The following is an 18,541-nucleotide window of genomic DNA, read 5'->3' on the forward strand; positions in this document are numbered from 1 at the left end:
GGAGCGCCATCGCCCGGCTTGGCGAGCCTCACTGATCGAGCGTGGGTTGGGTCGTCTCTCGCTGCTTGAGCGTGGCGATCACGAAATGCGGAGGGGGGCTTTGCGAAAGCTCCGAACCACCCCTACCTTCAACCTCCCTGTTCAACAGTCGAAAGGAGGTGATCAAGTGATCTCATTGTCCCAAACCCGTACGGTGACCGAAGCTTGGTCCTCTTGCGAGGTCCGGGCCTGATCCTTTCAGGCTGCTAAGGTCCGACCGTAACGCGGTCAGACAATGAGGCCCGCCGGATTCGTCCGGCGGGCCTTTTTGTTTGCCTGTGTCGCTCTACCGCTCGACGCGCGGCGTCTCGCTGCCTGAGCTAGGAGAAGAGCCCCTGGACCCCGTGGCCCACGCTCAGGAACCAGCCGGCGCTGGCGAGGAACAGGCGGGAGATCAGCTCCCAGGCGGCCCAGACGAAGATGCAGAAGCCGGCGACGCCCAGCCAGGCGACGCCGATCAGGACCCCGTCACGCTGCATCAGGCCGAAGCCGAACAGGGCCACGAACAGGGACGGGAACAGGTTGCCGCCGAAGATCGGTAGCATGACGATGAGAGTCAGCAAGGTCGTGACGACCCCGATCACGACCTCGGCGATTTCGCTGCTCATGAAATCGAGCCTCGGTCTGGACAGTCTCTCCACGAACTGGAGCGGCTTGCGCACCTTGCCGATGGTGGCGCGATAGTTCTCACGCGGCAGGCTGGATTTCAGCGCCCATCGGGGCATCCAGAGCTGATCGCGGCGAATGACCAGCTGCAGGCAGATCAGCAGCATGGGCGCGCCAAGGATCGTGGTCGAGCCGGGGATGGGGGAGGCGATGGCGTTGATCAGGCCGAAGAAGACCATCAGGGCACCGAAGCCCCGCTCTCCGAAGGCGTTCACCAGCTCGCCGAGATAGAGCTTCGGATCGTCCTTGGCCCCGATGTCGTCGAGCACCCGGGAGAAGGGCCGGTGGTCGCTCTGAAAATCGTAGTCGGGCATCAGAGATGGGCTCGGCGAGGGGTTATGACGATCTATGCACGCAGGCGACGAACCGCCACTTAACATTCCGAAAGAACTAGACGATCCGACCGAACCAATCGAACCCGGCGGTGAAGCCTGCGACGACAAGGGTCCAGGCGAGGATGAGGACGGCCACCGTGACGCCTGTCATGATCCAGCCCAGCAGTACCGCCAGGCCGTCCCGCTGCATGATGCCGAGAGAGAAGAAGCCGATCGCCACGGCCGGGATCAGGTTTCCTCCAAAGACGGGCAGGACGAGTATGGCGGACAGGCACAGGCAGGCGAGGCCGATCAGGCCCTGACCCAGACGCCCGGTCAGGAAATACAGACGCGGCCGCGACAGGGCCTCCGAGAAGCGGATGATCTTCATCAGCCGGCCACTGAGGGTGCGGAACCTGTCCCGCTTGACCGACGCCCCTCCGAGCCATCGGGGCAGCCACAGCCTGTCCCGGCCCCAGGCCAGCTCTGCGGACAGGAACAGCAGGGGCGCACCGGTCAGTGTCGTGCCGCCGGGCGGCCAGGGCAGCATGTTGACGATGGCGAACAGCAGCATGACGGCGCCGAAGGCCCGTTCGCCGAACGCCTCGACGATCTCGCCGAGATGCAGCCTCTCTCCGCCGTGCGCGCCCATCCGCTCCAGCGTATCGGAGAAGCGGCGGGGGCGGCCGGTCGAGGTCTCCGTCAGGCTCATGAGGCGACCTTAGAGCCCGAAGGCGACGGTTTCGAGCGGATCAATTGCGGCGCCTGGCCGACAGGGCTGCGCCGGCGGCCGTTTGCCGGGCTGCGGATTTGGCGGGGATGAGTGCGTCTTCTTCCCCGGAAGGAAGTCGACGCCAGCAAGGGAGGTTCCCGCCTAGCGGATCTGGTGGACCTCGACGTCCGCCGACACCCGGTCCCAGTTTCGATCGGCCGTAAGAACCGGCAGTGACAAGGTGGCGGCCAGAGCCAGACAGGCGCGGTCTCCCAGCGGCAGACCTGCGGTCCTCGTCTTCTCCCGCAACAGTCCGGCGCGGACAGCCGTCTGTGCGTCGAATGGGACTACGGTCAGCCCGAGCGCCTCGACCATTGAGAGGGCCTGCCGGTCCGAAAACTCAAGGTCGAGCAATCGGGTTCCCACTTCTGTCAGATTGACCGAGCTGATCAGCCGGCCGGCGCGCAGATCCGCCAACCGCTCACCGCCCGTTTCGCCCTTCAATGCCGCCAGCACCACCGAGGCGTCGATGACCGCCCTATTCACGCGCGGGTTCGGCGCGCCGATCGGCGATGAACTTTCCAACGACATCCATGTCGGCCGGTACGCGTTGTGCGAACATCTTGCGAGCACGGGCGAGGGCGTCGGACGCGGATGTTACGTTCACCGATCCCGCTGTCTTCACGAAAACGAGTTGATCGCCGGATGCGAAGCCCAGCTCGTGAACCAGCTGAGGCGTCAGGACGGCAGATCCGCCCGGGCCGACATTCACCGCCCAGCGACCGTCGCCGAGATCGTGTGCCGCAAGCTGATGATCGAACTCAACGGCCATCTCTGACAGGCCCAGAAGCGCCGCAGCCGAGACCTCGCCGTTGGTCGCGTCTTCGATACGCTTCGCCAATGTAATCGACGGTCTTCGCTGGCCGCTGCGAATAGAACTGAGGGTTCCAGCGCCGAGCCCCAATCGTCTTGCAAGCTCGGCCTGCCTGCCGCGCCTGCGTGAGAGATACTGGTCGAGGTTTGCCACTTGCGAACTAAAGGCTTGCCAAAGTTTGCGCGCAACTTACGACCCCAGCAGCTCCCGTCCGATCAGGAACCGCCGGATCTCGTTGGTGCCGGCGCCGATGTCGTACAGCTTCGCGTCGCGGACCAGCCGCTCGACGGGCCATTCCTTGGTGTAGCCGGCGCCGCCGAGGGCCTGGACGGCCTCCAGCGAGACCTTCACCGCGTTCTCGGAGGCGAGGAGGATGGCGCCGGCGGCGTCATAGCGGGTGGTCTTGCCGGCGTCGCAAGCCCTGGCGACGGCGTAGACATAGGTTCTGGCCGAGTTCAGGGCGACATACATGTCGGCCACCTTGGCCTGCATCAGCTGGAAGGAGCCGATGGCCTTGCCGAACTGTTTCCGCTCGCGAACGTAGGGCAGGACGACGTCCAGCGCCGCCTGCATGATGCCCAGCGGACCCGCCGCCAGCACCGCCCGCTCGTAGTCCAGGCCGCTCATCAGCACGCCGGCGCCGCCGCCGACGGGGCCCATGACATTCTCTTCCGGGACCTCGCAGTCCTCGAACACCAGTTCGGCGGTGTCCGAGCCGCGCATGCCCATCTTGTCCAGCTTCTTGGAGACGCTGAAGCCTTTCATGCCCTTCTCGATCAGGAAGGCGGTGACGCCGCCATTGCCCTCGCCGGTACGGGCGTAGACGACGAGCGTCTCGGCGTGCGGGGCGTTGGTGATCCAGAATTTCGTGCCGTTGAGGACGTAGCGATCGCCGTCCTTACGGGCCTGGGTGCGCATCGACATGACGTCGGAGCCCGATCCGGCCTCGGACATGGCCAGGGAGCCGACGTGTTTGCCGCTGATCAGCTTGGGCAGGTATCTGCGCTTCTGCGCGTCGCTGCCCCAGCGGCGGATCTGGTTGACACAGAGGTTGGAGTGGGCCCCGTAGCTGAGGCCGATCGAGGCGGAGGCGCGGGAGACTTCTTCCATCGCCACGACGTGCTCGAGGTAGCCCATGCCGAGGCCGCCGTCCTCTTCGGGAACGGTGATACCGTGCAGACCCAGCTCGCCCATCTCGGGCCACAGGTCGCGGGCGAAGGTGTTGGTCTCGTCAATCTCGGCGGCCCTAGGGGCCAGGCGGTCGGCGGCCCAGCGGGCCGTGGTCTCGCGGATCATGTCGGCGTTCTCGCCGAGGCCGAATTCCATTGATTGGGGTGCGTTCGGAATGCTCATGGCGAGCGGCGTAGCACGATCCCTACCGGGGTGGGGAGGGGGTCTCAGTCCCCGCCGGGCAGACCGAAGCGACGGTAGAGGTTGATCGACGACACGCCGACGCAAGCCAGGCCGATCAGGGCCAGGACCCAGCCGATCAGGGTCAGTTCGTTGCCGCCGGACTGTTCCGCCGCGCGGCGGAAGGCCGCCATTGAGGCGCCGAACGAGACCAGGCCCACGCCGCCCATGAAGATGAAGGGGCCGGTCTCGCTCCAGTCGAAACGGGCCGGAGCCTCCATCTCGATTTCGTGGCGCATGATCGAGCCGCCGCCATGGGTCAGGGTCAGGTCGTCGCCGAACAGATTGCTATCCGAGGCGTCAGGTGCGCCGCGTTGCTCGGGCGTCCACAGGGGACGTTCCATGGCGGGTTCGAGCGCATCCTCCAGCGGGGTCAGCACCAGTTCGGCGACCGGGGCCGGATTGACGACGACGGTTTCGACCGGAACAGCCGACAACTCGGCGATCGCCGCGATTTGATCGTTGTAGGGTGCGGTCTCTACAGCCTCGGGCACGGTCGTTTCGACCGCAGGCTCGGTCTTGCGGACCTCGGGCCCGGTGGGTTCCTCGCGGACCGTCGCCGCCTGCAGGAAGGGCAGGGGGCCGATCATCACGGAGCTGTAGGGCGCGTAACGGGTCGCGTTCAGGATCACGGTATCGACGACCGGCGCGGGGGTGGACGTCGGCTCCGGGGCGGTCCCGGTCTCGACCTTGGGAGCGGTTTCGATATCCGGTTCGGGAGCCAGTTGTTCGTCGCTCGGCGGCTCACCAGTCGGCTCCGGCGAGACGGCATCCGTCTCGGGCGGATCAGCGGCCGAAGGGTTGTCGTTGGAGGGCGCCGGCGGCGCATCGGTCTCGACAATGCGCGCGGTCGATTCGCCCAGCAGGGCGGCGACGGCGGCGGCCCGCGGGTCGACCGGAGCGGAGACGTCCCCGCCGGCGCCCGGGACCGGCTCGGGTCCGCTCAGGGCTTCGGTCCGGGACTCGACCTTCGGCTCGTCGAAGGGAACGACGATGGCGGGAAGAGGCAGGGGGGCGGACAGCAGGTCGGACAGAGCGACCGGCGTCAAAGGGTTGGCCACGAACAGGGCACGCTCGGCGGCGCGGCGGCGCAGGGCGGTCTCCGGCAGGGCGGGCTCGGGCCAGCCCATCATGGCGTCAGCAGCCTCGCCGGGCGCGCCGGCGTTGAGCCGCTGGCGGACGTCGGAACCGGCGAAACGATCGACGCCGACCGAGAAGGCGAAGCTCACGAGGGCGTCGAACTGATGCTGGTTCAGGTCGCCGGGGACAGCCTCATTGACCGACGCCTCGACGGGCAGGAGGTCGTAGCGCAGCAGCAGTTCGGCGTCGGATTCCGACACCGAGGCGCCCTCGCGGGCTGACAGGGTGTGGCCGTAGCCGATGATCCAGCCGCCTTCGGCGCGCTGGATCGCCCGGGGCCGGAAACCCTCGAAACTCTTGATCAGCACGATCCCCTCGCGGGAGACCTTGAGATTCTGCCTGGCTGCGTCGGACACCGGTAATGACCCAAATCGAGACAGGGCGCGGTCGCCCCACGGGGGAGGGAGCAAGGGTCGCGCCGTTCGACTTCGTTCTTACAACAGGACGATGGTCGCGAGGCCCAGGAAGATCAGGAACCCGAAGAAATCGGTCGTCGCCGTGACGAAAACGGCGGACGAGACAGCCGGGTCGAACTTCAGCTTGGACAGGGTCAATGGCGTCAGGACTCCGACAGTCGCGGCGACGACCAGGTTCAGCACCATGGCCGTGCCGATGACCAGTCCGATCTTCCAGTCCTCGTCCCGGAACCATAGCGCCGTGGCCAGGCCGATCAGCGGGGCGAGGATCAAGCCGTTGGCCAGGCCCACGACCAGTTCGCGCATGAAGGTCCTGGGCGCGTTCGAGCTGTTCAGTTCGCGCGTCGCCAAGGCCCGTACGGTCACCGTCAGCGCCTGCGTCCCTGCGTTACCCCCGATGGCCGAGACGATCGGCATGAGAATGGCCAGGGCGACGATCTGCTGGATGGTGCCTTCGAACCAGCCGATGACGCTGGCGCCGATGACGGCGGTGATCAGGTTGATGGCCAGCCAGGGCACGCGGCCGCGCACGATCTCGGTGACGGAAGACCCGCGATCCTCGTCCTGAACACCGGCGAGGCGGAGGATGTCCTCGCGGTTCTCTTCCTGGATGATGTTGACGATGTCATCGACGGTGATCTGACCGACCAGACGGCCAGCCGCATCGACGACCGGCGCCGAGATCAGGTGATATTTCTCGAAGACATAGGCGACCTCTTCCTGGTCGGTGTCGGCGGCGATGGCGTTCACCGACTCCATCAGGTCCGACAGCTTCACGGTCCGCGCGGCGCGCAACAGGCCGCTGATGGGGATGCCGCCGACCGGGCGGTTAAGCGGATCGACGACATAGATGTCGAAGAACAGCTCGGGCAGGTCCTCACCCTGGGCCCGGACGTGATCGATGGTGTCGCCGACGCTCCAGAACAGGGGTGCGGCCATGACCTCGCGCTGCATCAGGCGGCCGGCGGAGTCCTCCGCATAGCCCAGCGAGCTTTCGATCGCGGCGCGGTCGGTCGCCGGCATGGCGGCCAGCACCTTCTCGCGCTGGTCATCCTCCAGGTCCTCGACAACGGCGGCGGCGTCGTCGGAATCCAGTTCCTGCAGCGCTTCGGCCAGCGTGCCCGGGGCGACGCGTTCCAGCACCTCTTCGCGGATGCCGTCGTCGAGCTCCGGCAAGGTCTCGGCCAGCAGTTCGGGCGGCAGCCACAGGACCACGACGCCACGATGCTCGGCGGTCAGGAAACCCATCAGGTCCGCGACGTCTGCGGGGTGCAGGTCTTCCAGCAGGGAACGCAGCCGTATCCCGTCGCCGTCGTCGGCGGCATCGACCACCTTCTCCACGAAGGACGCTGTCAGGACATAGTCCTCGTCCAGCGCCTCGTGGTCTTCGTTGACGTCGGGATCGAGAGTGGCGGTTCGTTCGCTCACGCGGGGGCCTCCCTCTCTCGATGTGAATCAGCCTGGTAGTGCCGGATTCTTAGTCCCTAGTCTGATGGTGCGGTCGAGAAGACTCGAACTTCCACGGGTTGCCCCACAGCGACCTCAACGCTGCGCGTCTACCAATTCCGCCACGACCGCTCGCATCGGAGGGGGGCTGATAGCGGAGAGATAAAGCGGCGTCTAGGCCGAGCCGGCCATGAAGTCGTAGAGGTCGGCGGGGCGGGTGACGGTGATGGCGATCCGGTCTTCGCGAATTTCGATCTGGCCGCGGGCGACGGGGTGGTTGTTGGCGAGGATCCAGACCTCGTCGTGTTCGGAGGCGTCGAGCGGAATCACGGCGCCACGGCCCATCTTCAGGAGCTGGGACATAGGCAGCACGGAGCGGCCCAGCACGATGGACAGCTCGACATCGACGGCTTCGATCTGGCTCAAGGGATCTCCGGATACGCTGGAGGGTACTGGCGGCGGAACTTGCATTGGCGGCCCTCACGCTCACATTGAGGCCATCATGCTTGCCGAGCCGTTAAGCGCCGCCGTTTCCTCGCTGATCCGCCCCGACGGTCGTCCCGTCGAATGGGTGATCGAGCCCGGCTATGTTCCCTACGAGGACGCTGTCGCCGAGATGGAGGCCCGCGTCACCCTGATCGCAGCCGGCGAGGCGGCCGAGCGGGTCTGGCTGCTCGAGCATCCGCCGCTCTATACGGCGGGCGTTTCGGCGAAGGACGACGACCTGATCGATGTCGGGCGCTTCCCGGTCCACCGGACGGGGCGGGGCGGGCAGTTCACCTATCATGGGCCGGGCCAGAGGGTGGCCTATGTCATGCTGGACCTGAACCAGCGGGGCAGGGACGTGCGCGGCTTCGTGCGCGGTCTGGAGCAATGGCTGATCGGGGCGCTCGGCGAGCTCGGCGTCGCGGCCGATGTGCGCGAGGGACGGGTCGGGGTCTGGGTCGTCCCTGATAGCCGCTCCCCGTCTTCGCGGATGACAAGCGGAGAGGCCAAGATCGCCGCGATCGGCGTCAAGGTCAGGAAATGGGTCAGCTTCCACGGCATCAGCCTGAACGTCGAGCCCGATCTGGATCATTTCAGCGGCATTGTGCCATGCGGAATCGCCGAGCACGGGGTGACCAGTCTGCGGGACCTGGGCGTGCCCGGGACGATGGACGAAGCGGATGCGGCGCTGAAGACAAGTTTCGTCCGTGTCTTCGGAGTGGTCGAAAATGACGCTGCCGCCGACATGCGCTCTTAACGTTGAAGCTGTATTCTGACGCTGGTCAGGGTTGAGTCGCGTGAGGGGGGCTGCATGGATGGAATGATGGCGGTGTTCGCGCCTCAGACGCGCCCTGTGGCCGGCGCCGAACTGTCGACGTTCTTCGACGTCACCCTGGACATGCTGGTCATCCGCGACCTGGACGGCACGATCCTGAAGGTCAGCAGGTCGTGGGAAACCCATCTCGGCTGGCGCGCCGAGGAGCTGGAAGGGACGCAATTGCTGCGTCTGGTCCACCCGGATGACCTGCCGGCGACGCGAGAGAGCGTGGTCGAGGTGGAAAACCGCGTGGCCGGCGATCCCGTCCTGGGCCAGGTCAACCGCTACCGGCACCGAAACGGCGGCTATCGCACCCTGGAATGGCGCGCCCACCGGTTCGACGACCGGATCTACGGCGTGGCCCGCGAAGTCACCGACCGGGTCGCAGCCGATCAGGCCTTGATCGAGGCCAAGACCGCGGCCGAGGCAGCCAGCCGGGCCAAGTCCGATTTCCTGGCCAATATGAGCCATGAGATCCGCACCCCGCTGAACGGGGTCATCGGGATCGTCGATTCCCTGCGCCGCACGGAATTGAGCCCCGAACAGCGCGAGATGGTCGACCTGATCCAGGGCGCCGGGGTGACGCTGGAGCGGCTGGTTTCAGACATCCTGGACGTGTCCAAGATCGAGGCCGGCCAGTTGGACTTCGAATCCCGCCAGTTCGATCTTGGCGAGGCCCTGGCCGGGATCATCGACCTGTCGCACAATCGCGCCGCCGAAAAGGGGCTGATGTTCGAGGAACGCCAAGGCTCTGGCGCGCGCGGCGTCTTCATGGGCGACAGCACCCGCATCGGCCAGATCATCAACAACCTGTTGTCCAACGCGGTCAAGTTTACCTCCGAGGGTTCTGTCACCGTCGACTGGGATGTGAGCGGCGACGAGGTCGGCGAGGGCGTCCTGACCTTCATCGTGTCCGACACCGGCGTAGGGTTCGACGCTGCTACAGGCGCGACCCTGTTCCAGCGATTCAACCAGGCCGACACCTCCATCACCCGGCGGTTCGGCGGCACGGGACTGGGCCTGTCTATCTGCCGGTCCCTGGCCGAGTTGATGGGCGGGGTGGTCGAGGCGCGGTCCTGTCCTGGCGAGGGCTCGACCTTCACCCTGACCCTGCCCTTGCAGCGCGTGGTGGCGCTCGAGGAGTACGACGGCCTGGCCGCCCCGGTCGCAACGGGGCCGGTTCCCCTCTATCTGCCCGAGCGGTCGCTGCGGGTCCTGCTGGCCGAGGACCATCCGACCAACCAGCGGGTGGTTCAGCTGATCCTGGGCTCGGCGGGGGCGGAGGTGGTCACAGTCGAGAACGGCGCCCTGGCCGTGGAGGCCGTGGCGCGGTCGCGCTTCGACGTCATCCTGATGGACATGCAGATGCCGGTCATGGACGGCCTGACCGCGACCCGCGCGATCCGCATGGCCGAGCGTGGTGGGCTGCGGACCCCGATTATTATGCTGAGCGCCAACGCCATGGCCCAGCACCGCTATGAGGCGCTGGCGGCGGGGGCGGACCTGCACGTGGCCAAGCCGGTGACGGCGGCGAGCCTGCTGGCCGGGATCGCCCAGGCGGTGGTGGAGTAGGGGGCGGTGAGCGGTCTCGCCCAATGTCCGACGGGGGTGGGTCACGTTGAAGAAGCCCGGCGACGCGATCAAATGTCTCCGGCGCTCAGGTTGTTGTAGGTATTTCTACATATTCTGGAATTGTGATTTTTACAGGAAATGGAAAGCATCATTTCTTGATGAACAAAAAAAGTCTCCAAGACCGATTTCAAATCGGCGAAACGGCAGCCCTAACCCTCGCCATATTGATTGTCGTTGCTTCACTGATCTTCCTGCTCTGGCGAGCTGCAGTTGGCGTTGACGAGATTGCAGACTCCTCGGAACGAGAACTGATGCGGAACGGCCTCGCTGCGAGAAGCGCGGAACTGCGAGCTGCCGTGGTGCCACAGGCCAATTGGGACGGCGCAGTTGCGAATCTCGATCAGAACTTCGACCCCGTATGGGCGGCGGCGAACGTCGGGACCTTCCTGACCCAGACCAGCGGATTCGATCTGGTCTCCGTGCTGGACAGTCGTGAAACAGTCGTGTTCTCGCGTGACAAGGACGGACCGGCATCGCCCGCCGTCGAGACCGCGCTCGCGGCGCACGCAATCCCCCTGATTTCCGAAATCAGACGGCGGGAAATCCAACGTGGCCCGTTCCGGCTGGAGCCAGGAAACACGCGGATGATTTCGTCGCCGATCCAGGCGTCAGCGGTCAGCCAGATCGCCGGGGCGCCTTATATCGTGGTTGCAACCTTGGTGCGGCCGGATTTTGGAACAGCGCTGCCGGGTGACCTTGCGCCAGTCATAGTCACCGCAGAGGCGATCGATTCGTCATTCATCGGCGTTCTTGCGGATCGATACGATTTGCAAGACGCCCAGATCGTGCCGATTGCAACTCCGTTGCCTTCCGACAAAGTAACGATCACGATCGACGATCAAAATGGTCAGCCGTTTCTCTCGTTAAGATGGACCTCACATCGTCCTGCGATCCATTTTATTTCTATTACATGGCCGTATATCGTAGCGTTTGTAACCATAAGCGCAGCTGCGATTTTTTACTTCAGCCTGGTGGCCCGGCGGTCGCAGCGGAGTTTGAAGGTTGCGCTCGCTGCCGCAGAACAAGCCAGTCGGTCCAAATCAGAATTTCTGGCTTCGATGAGCCACGAAATAAGAACGCCTCTGAATGGCGTGATCGTATCGCTTCATCTTTTGAAGACTGAACCTTTAACATCAGAAGGGAAAAAGTTGCTCGAGGCGGCGTCGAGTTCGGGAGAGCTTGTCAATTCCGTCATCAACGACATTCTCGACTTCAGCAAGATCGAGGCGGGCAAGATGTCACTCTCGCCCGAGACCACCGATATCAAGCGCCTTGTTCAGTTGATTGCCGCCACCTTCGAACCCCAGTGTCTGAAGAAGGGGCTCGCGTTCCGCTGTCGCATAGATCCTTTGGTAGGGGAGGCGCACCTGGATCCTCTAAGACTGAATCAATGCCTTTTCAATCTGATCGGGAATGCTGTCAAGTTCACACCAGAGGGGCATGTCGAGATGATCGTCACTTCCGTCGAACGTGATGAGGGGCGAGTCCTTTGCTTCGATGTCTCGGATACGGGCATTGGTATTTCGACAGAGGCCCAGGCTGGTCTGTTTCAGCGGTTCGAACAGGCCGACAGATCAACGACGAGAACCTTTGGTGGCACAGGCCTTGGCCTGGCGATCACGCGAAAGATCGCCGAACAGATGGGCGGGGGTGTCCACCTGGTGAGTGAAGCGGGCAAGGGCTCGACGTTTCATCTCGAAATTCCTGCTCCGCACTGCGGACCACAGCAAGCGACGGAAGCCCAGGACGCCGGCGACAGTCTGCTCGACGGGACCCGTGTTCTTGTGGTCGATGACAATACGACCAATCTGCTGATCGCCTCGACCCTGCTCCGGCGCATGGGTGCGGTGGTGGAGACAGCGCAGAGTGGGCCAGAATCCATCGAAATGGCGTTGAACGCCCGTTTCGATGTCATCCTGATGGATATCCAGATGCCGGAAATGGATGGGCTGGAGACGACCCGCCGAATGCGAGATCTGGCTGGACGCATCGGGCGTGTTCCCGTCATTGCGCTGACTGCGAATGTGCTCGACTCTCATCGGGCGGAATACATGGCGGCGGGCATGGACGGAGTGGTCGGCAAGCCAATCTCGCCAGCGCTTCTGTTGCAGGAAATCCTGTTGATTGGGGCGGCCGAACGAGCAACCGTCTCCGCAGCCTGATCGACATCCGGCTTCAGCGCGCGCCGGGCTCACGGTTTCGGGGGCCTGGCGTTGGGGTTGGTGCCCGCCGATCAGGCTCTATCGGCGCTGCCGACCGCCGGGGGGGGGGAATCGGTCTCACCTCGCCAGCCGACTCGACGACATCGCTTACCCGTCGAATTTCGGCATCGCCTGTGTCCGTCCATCTGAAGCCGGCATGGCAAGGCCTGATAGACCTCGCCGCTCAGAGTGGAAAAGCGACGTCCACGACAAGTCCCGTTGGCTCCCAGGATCGGGTGATGGTTCCTTTGATCTGAGCCACGACGCTGGCTTTCAGAGACGAGCCAAACCCTTCCCGCGTGGGCGCCACGACCTGCGGGCCCCCGGTTTCGCGCCACTCAAGCATCACTTGTTGCTCCTTGACAGTCCAGGTGACCGACACGCGCCCACCGACCCGGCTACAGGCTCCGTACTTGTTCGCATTCGTCGCCAGCTCATGGAGCAGCATGCTGATCGGCTGAACCTGCTGTGGCGACAGGGCGACCTCGGGACCTTCGAATTCGGTAGCTTCCCTGGGGCAGAGGGCCTCCAATTCCTCCCTCACGACATCTTCGAGTCGGCCCCCTTCCCATCGACGACTGGCCAGGGACGTCTGCGCGCGCGCTAGGGCGTTGATCCTGCCCACGAGGATTTCCTTGTAGGATTCCAGATCGTCGGCACGTGTAAGGCGTGTGAGCGAATGCACGATCGATAGGACGTTTCGCGCGCGGTGATCGACCTCGTGCATCAGGAGCCTTCGGGCCTCCTCGTTGCGCTTCTCCTCGCTGATGTCGCGCGCCTCGATAATCGTACCGACGACCCTGGCTTCGTCGTTTCGGATCGGGCTGGCGGTGAAGGCGACGGGGTAAAACGAACCGTTCTTGTGAATGAAAACCTCTTCCCCCTGCGTCCCGGCGTTTTCAGGGAAAGCCCGGTCGATAGCGCATTCTGAAAGCGGGAAAGGCCGTCCGTCCGGGTAGGTATGATGGATCACATCATGAAGCGGGCGTCCGGTCGCCTCGGCAAAGGCATGACCCGTGAGTTTTTCGGCGGCCTTGTTCATGAACGTGCACTGTTGACTCTCGTCCATGACGAAGACGGACATGGTGGTGTTGTCCAGGATCGCATCAAGCCGACGAGCAAGCGCGCGGGTTTCCTGCTCCAGACGACGGTGCGCGGTGATGTCCTGAATCGCTGCGTAAAAGACGCAATCGCCCTCCTCTTCAAAGAGTTGAAGCTGGACGGCCACATTGTAGTCGGTGCCGTCCTTGCGGCGATGAATCGTCTCAAAGTCCAGACGTTCGATCTCTCCCGAAAAAAGCGGGCGGATCATGGACAGGAAATCGGCCCTGCCTATCTCTGGTTTCAAGTCCCAAGGCGTCAACGCGGAGAGTTCAGCGCTGGTATAGCCAAGATTTTCCCGCGCGCCTCTGTTGACGAGCAGAAGCGTGAAATCGTTAGCCGAGAATATATAGACTTCGCTTGTCGCCTCTTCGACGATCCGTCCCAGACGCTCGCTGGTGACGCCGATGTTATAAGTCATATTCTGACGTTCCGCAGGCTAGGCTATGCACACTTGCCAATACGTAGATAACCGATCGCCCGGCGGCAATATGGTCATGGCTCCAGCCGAAATGGGCCGATCACGGCTGGCCACGGGACTTTTTCACAGTATCCGTCGGAAGCGAACATCGCATCATGGCGACGGCTGCGGGGCTGAGAGCGACCTCCCGCTCGCGAAGCCATACCCTTTTTGACATGCCGGGCGCAGCGCGGAGGAGTCCCGGAGCGGCGGCGATGAGTCAGCCGTGTGCGCGACAGGTTGGCTGCTGTGCGCCGCCTAGTTCCGGCTCTCCGGCGCGAAAGCGCTTTCGCCCGGACTGACGAAAGGGGGCCAGGCGCCCGTTCGTTGGAAGCCTATCCGAACTCGACCAGTACATCGTCCGCCGCGACCGGGTCGCCGGCCTTGGCGCCGACAGCTTTCACCACCCCGTCCCGCTCCGCCTTGAGGATGTTCTGCATCTTCATGGCCTCGATGACGGCGACGGTCTCGCCGGCCTTGACCTCCTGGCCGACTGTCACGGCGATGGAGACGACGAGGCCGGGCATGGGGGACTGGATCAGTTTAGAGGTGTCGGCGGCCTGTTTCTCGGGCAGGCGGGCGAAGAGCTCGGCCATGCGCGGAGTGAGAACGCGGACGCGGGCTTTGGTGGCGCCGGTGCGGATCTGGAAGCCGTCGGCGATGCGGGCGACCTCGGCGGTATACGGCGCGTCGTCGAGGACGGCGCGGAACTGGGCCTGGCCCGGGCGCCAGTCGATTTCGTTGAGCTGGAGGGCGCGGTCTTCGCCGGCGAGGTCGAGCGTCAGGGCCTCTTCCTCGTCATAGCCCAGGGTGACGCCGTGCGCGTCGCGGTCGATGAGGACGATCCAGTCTGTGCGGTCGGATGGGTCGCCGGACTGTTCGCTGATGATCTCGTTCATCGCGGCGGCCGTGGCGATCAGGATGTCGATCCGGCGGCGGTCGGGAGCGGCGCCTTTGAAGCCGTCGGGGAACTCGTCCTTGATGTAGGAGGTCGAGAGCTGGCCCGACTTGAAGCGGTCCTGGTCCATGACAGCGGCCAGGAAGGGGACATTGTGGCCGACGCCCTGCAGGTGGGTGTCCTCCAGCGCCCTGGCCATGCCCTCGACGGCGCCCAGGCGGGTCGGGGCCCAGGTGTTCAGCTTGGCGATCATGGGATCGTAGAACATGGAGATCTCGTCGCCCTCGCGGACGCCGGAATCATTGCGGACCGTGTAGGTCCCGATGGGGCTGTCGTGCTCGCCCTCTTCCGGCTGGTCGTAGTGGACCAGGCGGCCGATGGAGGGAAGGAAGCCGCGATAGGGGTCCTCGGCGTAGATGCGGCTCTCGATGGCCCAGCCGTTGATCTTCAGGTCGTCCTGACCGAAGGACATGGTCTCTCCGGCGGCGGAGCGGATCATCTGTTCGACCAGGTCGACGCCGGTAATCAGTTCGGTGACCGGGTGTTCGACCTGGAGCCGGGTGTTCATCTCCAGGAAGAAGAAGCTGCGGTCTTGTCCCGCCACGAACTCCACCGTGCCGGCCGAGTCGTAGTTCACCGCGCGGGCCAGGGCGATCGCCTGTTCGGACATGGCTTTCCGCGTCGCGTCGTCCAGCAGAGGAGACGGCGCCTCCTCGATGACCTTCTGGTTGCGGCGCTGGATCGAGCACTCGCGGTCGAACAGGGAGACGATGTTGCCGTGTTTGTCGCCCAGGACCTGGATCTCGATGTGGCGAGGGTCGATGATGAACTTTTCCAGGAAGACGCGGTCGTCTCCGAATGCGGTCAGGGCCTCGGCCTTCACGGCGGAGAAGCCCTCGACCATGTCGGCGTCGGAGTGGGCGACGCGGATACCCTTGCCGCCGCCGCCGGCACTCGCCTTGATCATGACCGGATAGCCGATCTCGTTGGCGATCTGGACGGCATGCTCGTCGGACTCGATCAGCCCCATGTAGCCGGGGACCGTCGAGACGCCGGCGGCGTGCGCGAACTTCTTGGACGTGATCTTGTCGCCCATGGCCTCGATGGCGTGGGAGTTGGGACCGATGAAGGCGATGCCCTCGGCCTCCAGTCGGCGGGCGAAGACGGGGTTTTCGCTGAGGAAGCCGAAGCCCGGATGGACCGCCTCGGCGCCCGAACGGCGCACGGCCTCGACGATCTTGTCCTGGACCAGATAGCTCTCGGCGGCGGGGGAGGGGCCGATGTGGATGGCCTCGTCGGCCATCTCGACGGCCATGGAGCCGGCGTCGGCGTCGGAGTGGACCACGACGGTCCGGATGCCCATGCGGCGAGCGGTCTTGATGATCCGGACGGCGATCTCGCCCCGGTTCGCGATCAGGATCTTGGAAAACATGAAGCGGTTCGTAGGCGGGCGCTGCGGGCGTGTAAACGGCGGGATACAGGCTCGCCCGTCGGGCGAAGCGTCACAAGGCTGCCGTTCTGGGTTGGCAAGGTCGGGGTGTATCGGCTTTAACTCGCGGCCGAACCATTCGCATCCCCCGCCTGGAGTTCGTTTATGACCCGCTTTCTGACCGCCGTTTCGGCGGCCGCCTTCCTGCTTGTCGCGGGGACCGCCACCGCGCAGGATTTCCGCGCCCTGGCCCGCACCGACCTGCAGGCGGCGCATGACGCGCTGCGTGACAACCACCCCGCCGCCGTCATCCCCGGCGCGGCCGGAGACACCTTCCGCAGCTGGATTGACGCCGGTCTGGCCGACGCCAACGGCCGGATTGGCCAGGTCAACTCGGGCGACGCCCACGCCTATCTGATGCGCTACTACGCCGGCGGCTTCCGCGATTCGAACATCGCCATCACGCCGTCGTTCGAAGGCCTGGGCCCGTATTTCGGCATCAGCTGGACGGGGATCACCACCGGCTGGCGCAACGGCCGCTATGAAGTGACCTATGTGAAACAGGGCGTGCGCAACGCGCCGCGCATCGGCGACATCGTCGTCAGCTGCAACCTGACGCCCATCGAAGAGTACGCTCGCGCCAAGCTCGACAAGTGGGAAGGCAACCTAGACACCGAGGCTGGTCGCGTTACCTCGGCGCCGTATCTGCTGTGGAACCGCAACAACCCGTTCGCGGCGGGCACGCCCTCGACCTGCGAATTCAAGCGCGGTGATCGCGGTCGTCCGCGCGCCGCCGAATTGCGCCCCATGCCGCTGGTCGCCGGCGACCTCGAAGCCGCCTATCGCGCCACCGTCTATATGCCGCCCGCGACACCGCTGAACGTCGAGACCGTCAACGGCCGTCCGTGGGTGCACGTCCATTCGTTCGCCGACAGCGCCGGCTGGGATGCCTTCAACTCGCTGGTCGAAGGCCAGGCGGGCGCGCTGCGGGCTCCGGCCGGCTTCGTGCTGGACCTGCGGGCGGCGCGAGGTTCCTCGGCCTACACGTCGACGGCGCGCGGCTATGGGCTGGCCAACCGCATCTGGACCCCTGAGTTCACCGTCAGCCGCCAGCCGGCTGCCGGCGAGATCACCTATCGCGCCACCCCAGGCAACCGCACCTGGTACGCCGAGACCCTGGGCCGGATGCAGGCCGATCCGCGCTTCGTCCAGGAAGCCGCGCCGGTGATCGCCCAGACGCAGGAAATCGTCGCCGCCTTCGACACGGCCATCGCCGCCGGTCAGCAGACCTTCACCCTGGCCGGACGCGCCGCCGTCGCCGACACGGGCGCGGCAAACCCCGTTCAGGGCCCGGTCGTGGTTCTGGTGGACGCAGGCTGCTCGGGCGGTTGCCTGGACACGCTGGACCTGCTGACGCGCCTGCCGAACGTGCGCCTCGTCGGCTCGACCACGGCTACGGACACCATCTTCATCGAACCGACCGTCGCTCGCCTGCCGTCCAACTACTCGGACCTGAGCTATGGCCACAAGGCCTGGACCAGCCGCCAGCGCGCTAACAACCAGCCATTCACCCCGGCGCAGGGGCTGACCTACACCGGAAACCCGGCGGACGAGAACGCCGTGCGGACCTGGGTGGGGACGCTGTTCGGCGGCTGATTCAGGCTGAACGACCGAGATCAGGCCGGGCGGGGGAAACCTCGCCCGGCCTTTTCTTTTGCGGCATGGTCGTCTCCCTCCCCGTTCGGGGAAGGGGGTCGCATAGCGACCGGATGGGGCGGCAGAGCGATCCGGACACACGACAGCGGGGATTTCCCTTGCCGCCCCCACCCGGTCTCTGCTTCCCTTCGACCACTCTGCCCCGAGGGGGAGGGAGAAGACCGGGCCCTCTTGGAACCCTGGGTAACGGTTCCCATTTCCCGTCCATGACCGACATCACCGATACCCGTCCGAACCTGTCCGCCGCTGGATACGACCTGACGCCGCCCAGTGAGGGCCAGCGCGTGGCGCTGGAGGCCGATCTGAACGCCGAGGAGAAGCGGGTCCTGCTGTCGCACGGCACCGAGGCGCCGTTCTGTGGCGTGCTGCTGGGCGAGAAGCGGGCGGGGGTGTTCGTCTGCCGTGAGTGCGGCCTGCCGCTGTTCAAGGCGACGACCAAGTTCGAGAGCGGCACGGGCTGGCCGAGCTTCACCCAGCCGGTCAGCGAGGATCACATCACGGCGATCGAGGACCGCGCCTATGGCATGGTGCGCGTCGAGACGACCTGCGCCCGCTGTGGCAGCCACCAGGGGCATGTGTTCCCGGACGGCCCGCCGCCGACCGGCCTGCGCTACTGCATCAACTCTGTGGCCCTGTCGTTCGTGGAGGAGGGCCGGCCTCTGCCCGACCCGCTGGGGCGCGGCGACGGGGTGGCGTGATCGCCTCAACCAAGATGGGGCTGAAACTTCACCATCACGGTCCGGCCTCAATCCGCGTTAGGATAGTCGCCAGTCCGGAGTCCCGC

The 18,541-nt window shown here is 65.1% G+C and carries 15 protein-coding genes and 1 tRNA gene; 5 read left to right on the forward strand and 11 right to left on the reverse strand.

The window, feature by feature from the left end; translation table 11 throughout:
* Window positions 1-359 precede the first annotated feature (359 nt).
* The 9 genes from ACP7AZ_RS00090 to ACP7AZ_RS00130 form a co-directional block, all read right to left on the reverse strand.
* Window positions 360-1,019 (reverse strand): exopolysaccharide biosynthesis protein, encoded by a 660-nt coding sequence (locus ACP7AZ_RS00090; RefSeq protein WP_426034896.1) that lies wholly within the window; start codon window positions 1,017-1,019, stop codon window positions 360-362.
* 76 nt (window positions 1,020-1,095) lie between these two features.
* Complete coding sequence (locus ACP7AZ_RS00095) at window positions 1,096-1,731, reverse strand: exopolysaccharide biosynthesis protein (RefSeq protein ID WP_426034898.1); 636 nt, start codon at window positions 1,729-1,731, stop codon at window positions 1,096-1,098.
* A gap of 162 nt (window positions 1,732-1,893) precedes the next feature.
* On the reverse strand, window positions 1,894-2,277 hold the full coding sequence (locus ACP7AZ_RS00100; RefSeq protein WP_426034900.1) for a type II toxin-antitoxin system VapC family toxin: 384 nt from the start codon (window positions 2,275-2,277) through the stop codon (window positions 1,894-1,896).
* The gene (locus tag ACP7AZ_RS00105) at window positions 2,270-2,758 is read right to left on the reverse strand and encodes a helix-turn-helix domain-containing protein (RefSeq protein WP_426034902.1); all 489 of its coding nucleotides are present in this window, start codon (window positions 2,756-2,758) and stop codon (window positions 2,270-2,272) included. The genes ACP7AZ_RS00100 and ACP7AZ_RS00105 overlap by 8 nt, the downstream gene beginning before the upstream one ends.
* A 36-nt stretch (window positions 2,759-2,794) precedes the next feature.
* Entirely contained in the window at window positions 2,795-3,958 is a 1,164-nt protein-coding gene (locus tag ACP7AZ_RS00110; RefSeq protein ID WP_426034904.1) for an isovaleryl-CoA dehydrogenase, read from the reverse strand.
* Window positions 3,959-4,002: 44 nt separating this feature from the next.
* The gene (locus ACP7AZ_RS00115; RefSeq protein ID WP_426034906.1) at window positions 4,003-5,511 is read right to left on the reverse strand and encodes a glycoside hydrolase family protein; all 1,509 of its coding nucleotides are present in this window, start codon (window positions 5,509-5,511) and stop codon (window positions 4,003-4,005) included.
* Between the two features lie 78 nt (window positions 5,512-5,589).
* Entirely contained in the window at window positions 5,590-6,999 is a 1,410-nt protein-coding gene (gene mgtE, locus ACP7AZ_RS00120; RefSeq protein ID WP_426034908.1) for a magnesium transporter, read from the reverse strand.
* A 65-nt stretch (window positions 7,000-7,064) separates the two neighbouring features.
* Window positions 7,065-7,149, reverse strand: a tRNA-Leu gene (locus ACP7AZ_RS00125).
* Window positions 7,150-7,191: 42 nt separating this feature from the next.
* Complete coding sequence (locus ACP7AZ_RS00130; RefSeq protein ID WP_425987590.1) at window positions 7,192-7,443, reverse strand: FliM/FliN family flagellar motor switch protein; 252 nt, start codon at window positions 7,441-7,443, stop codon at window positions 7,192-7,194.
* Window positions 7,444-7,519: 76 nt separating this feature from the next.
* On the opposite strand from ACP7AZ_RS00130, the gene lipB reads away from it, so the two are divergent.
* The 3 genes from lipB (at window position 7,520) to ACP7AZ_RS00145 (ending at window position 12,114) form a co-directional block, all read left to right on the forward strand.
* Complete coding sequence (gene lipB, locus ACP7AZ_RS00135) at window positions 7,520-8,260, forward strand: lipoyl(octanoyl) transferase LipB (RefSeq protein WP_426034910.1); 741 nt, start codon at window positions 7,520-7,522, stop codon at window positions 8,258-8,260.
* 54 nt (window positions 8,261-8,314) lie between these two features.
* Complete coding sequence (locus tag ACP7AZ_RS00140; protein WP_426034912.1) at window positions 8,315-9,892, forward strand: ATP-binding protein; 1,578 nt, start codon at window positions 8,315-8,317, stop codon at window positions 9,890-9,892.
* A 158-nt stretch (window positions 9,893-10,050) separates the two neighbouring features.
* A complete protein-coding gene (locus ACP7AZ_RS00145) occupies window positions 10,051-12,114 on the forward strand; it encodes an ATP-binding protein (RefSeq protein ID WP_426034915.1) in 2,064 nt (687 codons plus the stop codon).
* Between the two features lie 223 nt (window positions 12,115-12,337).
* On the opposite strand, the gene ACP7AZ_RS00150 is transcribed toward ACP7AZ_RS00145, so the two are convergent.
* Both ACP7AZ_RS00150 and ACP7AZ_RS00155 read right to left on the reverse strand, forming a co-directional pair.
* Complete coding sequence (locus tag ACP7AZ_RS00150; RefSeq protein ID WP_426034917.1) at window positions 12,338-13,675, reverse strand: PAS domain S-box protein; 1,338 nt, start codon at window positions 13,673-13,675, stop codon at window positions 12,338-12,340.
* 374 nt (window positions 13,676-14,049) lie between these two features.
* The gene (locus ACP7AZ_RS00155; protein WP_426034919.1) at window positions 14,050-16,044 is read right to left on the reverse strand and encodes a biotin carboxylase N-terminal domain-containing protein; all 1,995 of its coding nucleotides are present in this window, start codon (window positions 16,042-16,044) and stop codon (window positions 14,050-14,052) included.
* Window positions 16,045-16,206: 162 nt separating this feature from the next.
* Between ACP7AZ_RS00155 and ACP7AZ_RS00160 the strand changes: the two genes are divergently transcribed.
* Together ACP7AZ_RS00160 and msrB are read left to right on the forward strand one after the other, a co-directional pair.
* Complete coding sequence (locus tag ACP7AZ_RS00160) at window positions 16,207-17,697, forward strand: hypothetical protein (RefSeq protein WP_426034921.1); 1,491 nt, start codon at window positions 16,207-16,209, stop codon at window positions 17,695-17,697.
* 266 nt (window positions 17,698-17,963) lie between these two features.
* Window positions 17,964-18,455 (forward strand): peptide-methionine (R)-S-oxide reductase MsrB, encoded by a 492-nt coding sequence (gene msrB / locus ACP7AZ_RS00165; RefSeq protein ID WP_426034923.1) that lies wholly within the window; start codon window positions 17,964-17,966, stop codon window positions 18,453-18,455.
* Window positions 18,456-18,541: the final 86 nt, after the last annotated feature.

Source organism: Brevundimonas sp. DC300-4, from assembly GCF_049897365.1.
In the GTDB taxonomy this organism is placed as follows: domain Bacteria; phylum Pseudomonadota; class Alphaproteobacteria; order Caulobacterales; family Caulobacteraceae; genus Brevundimonas.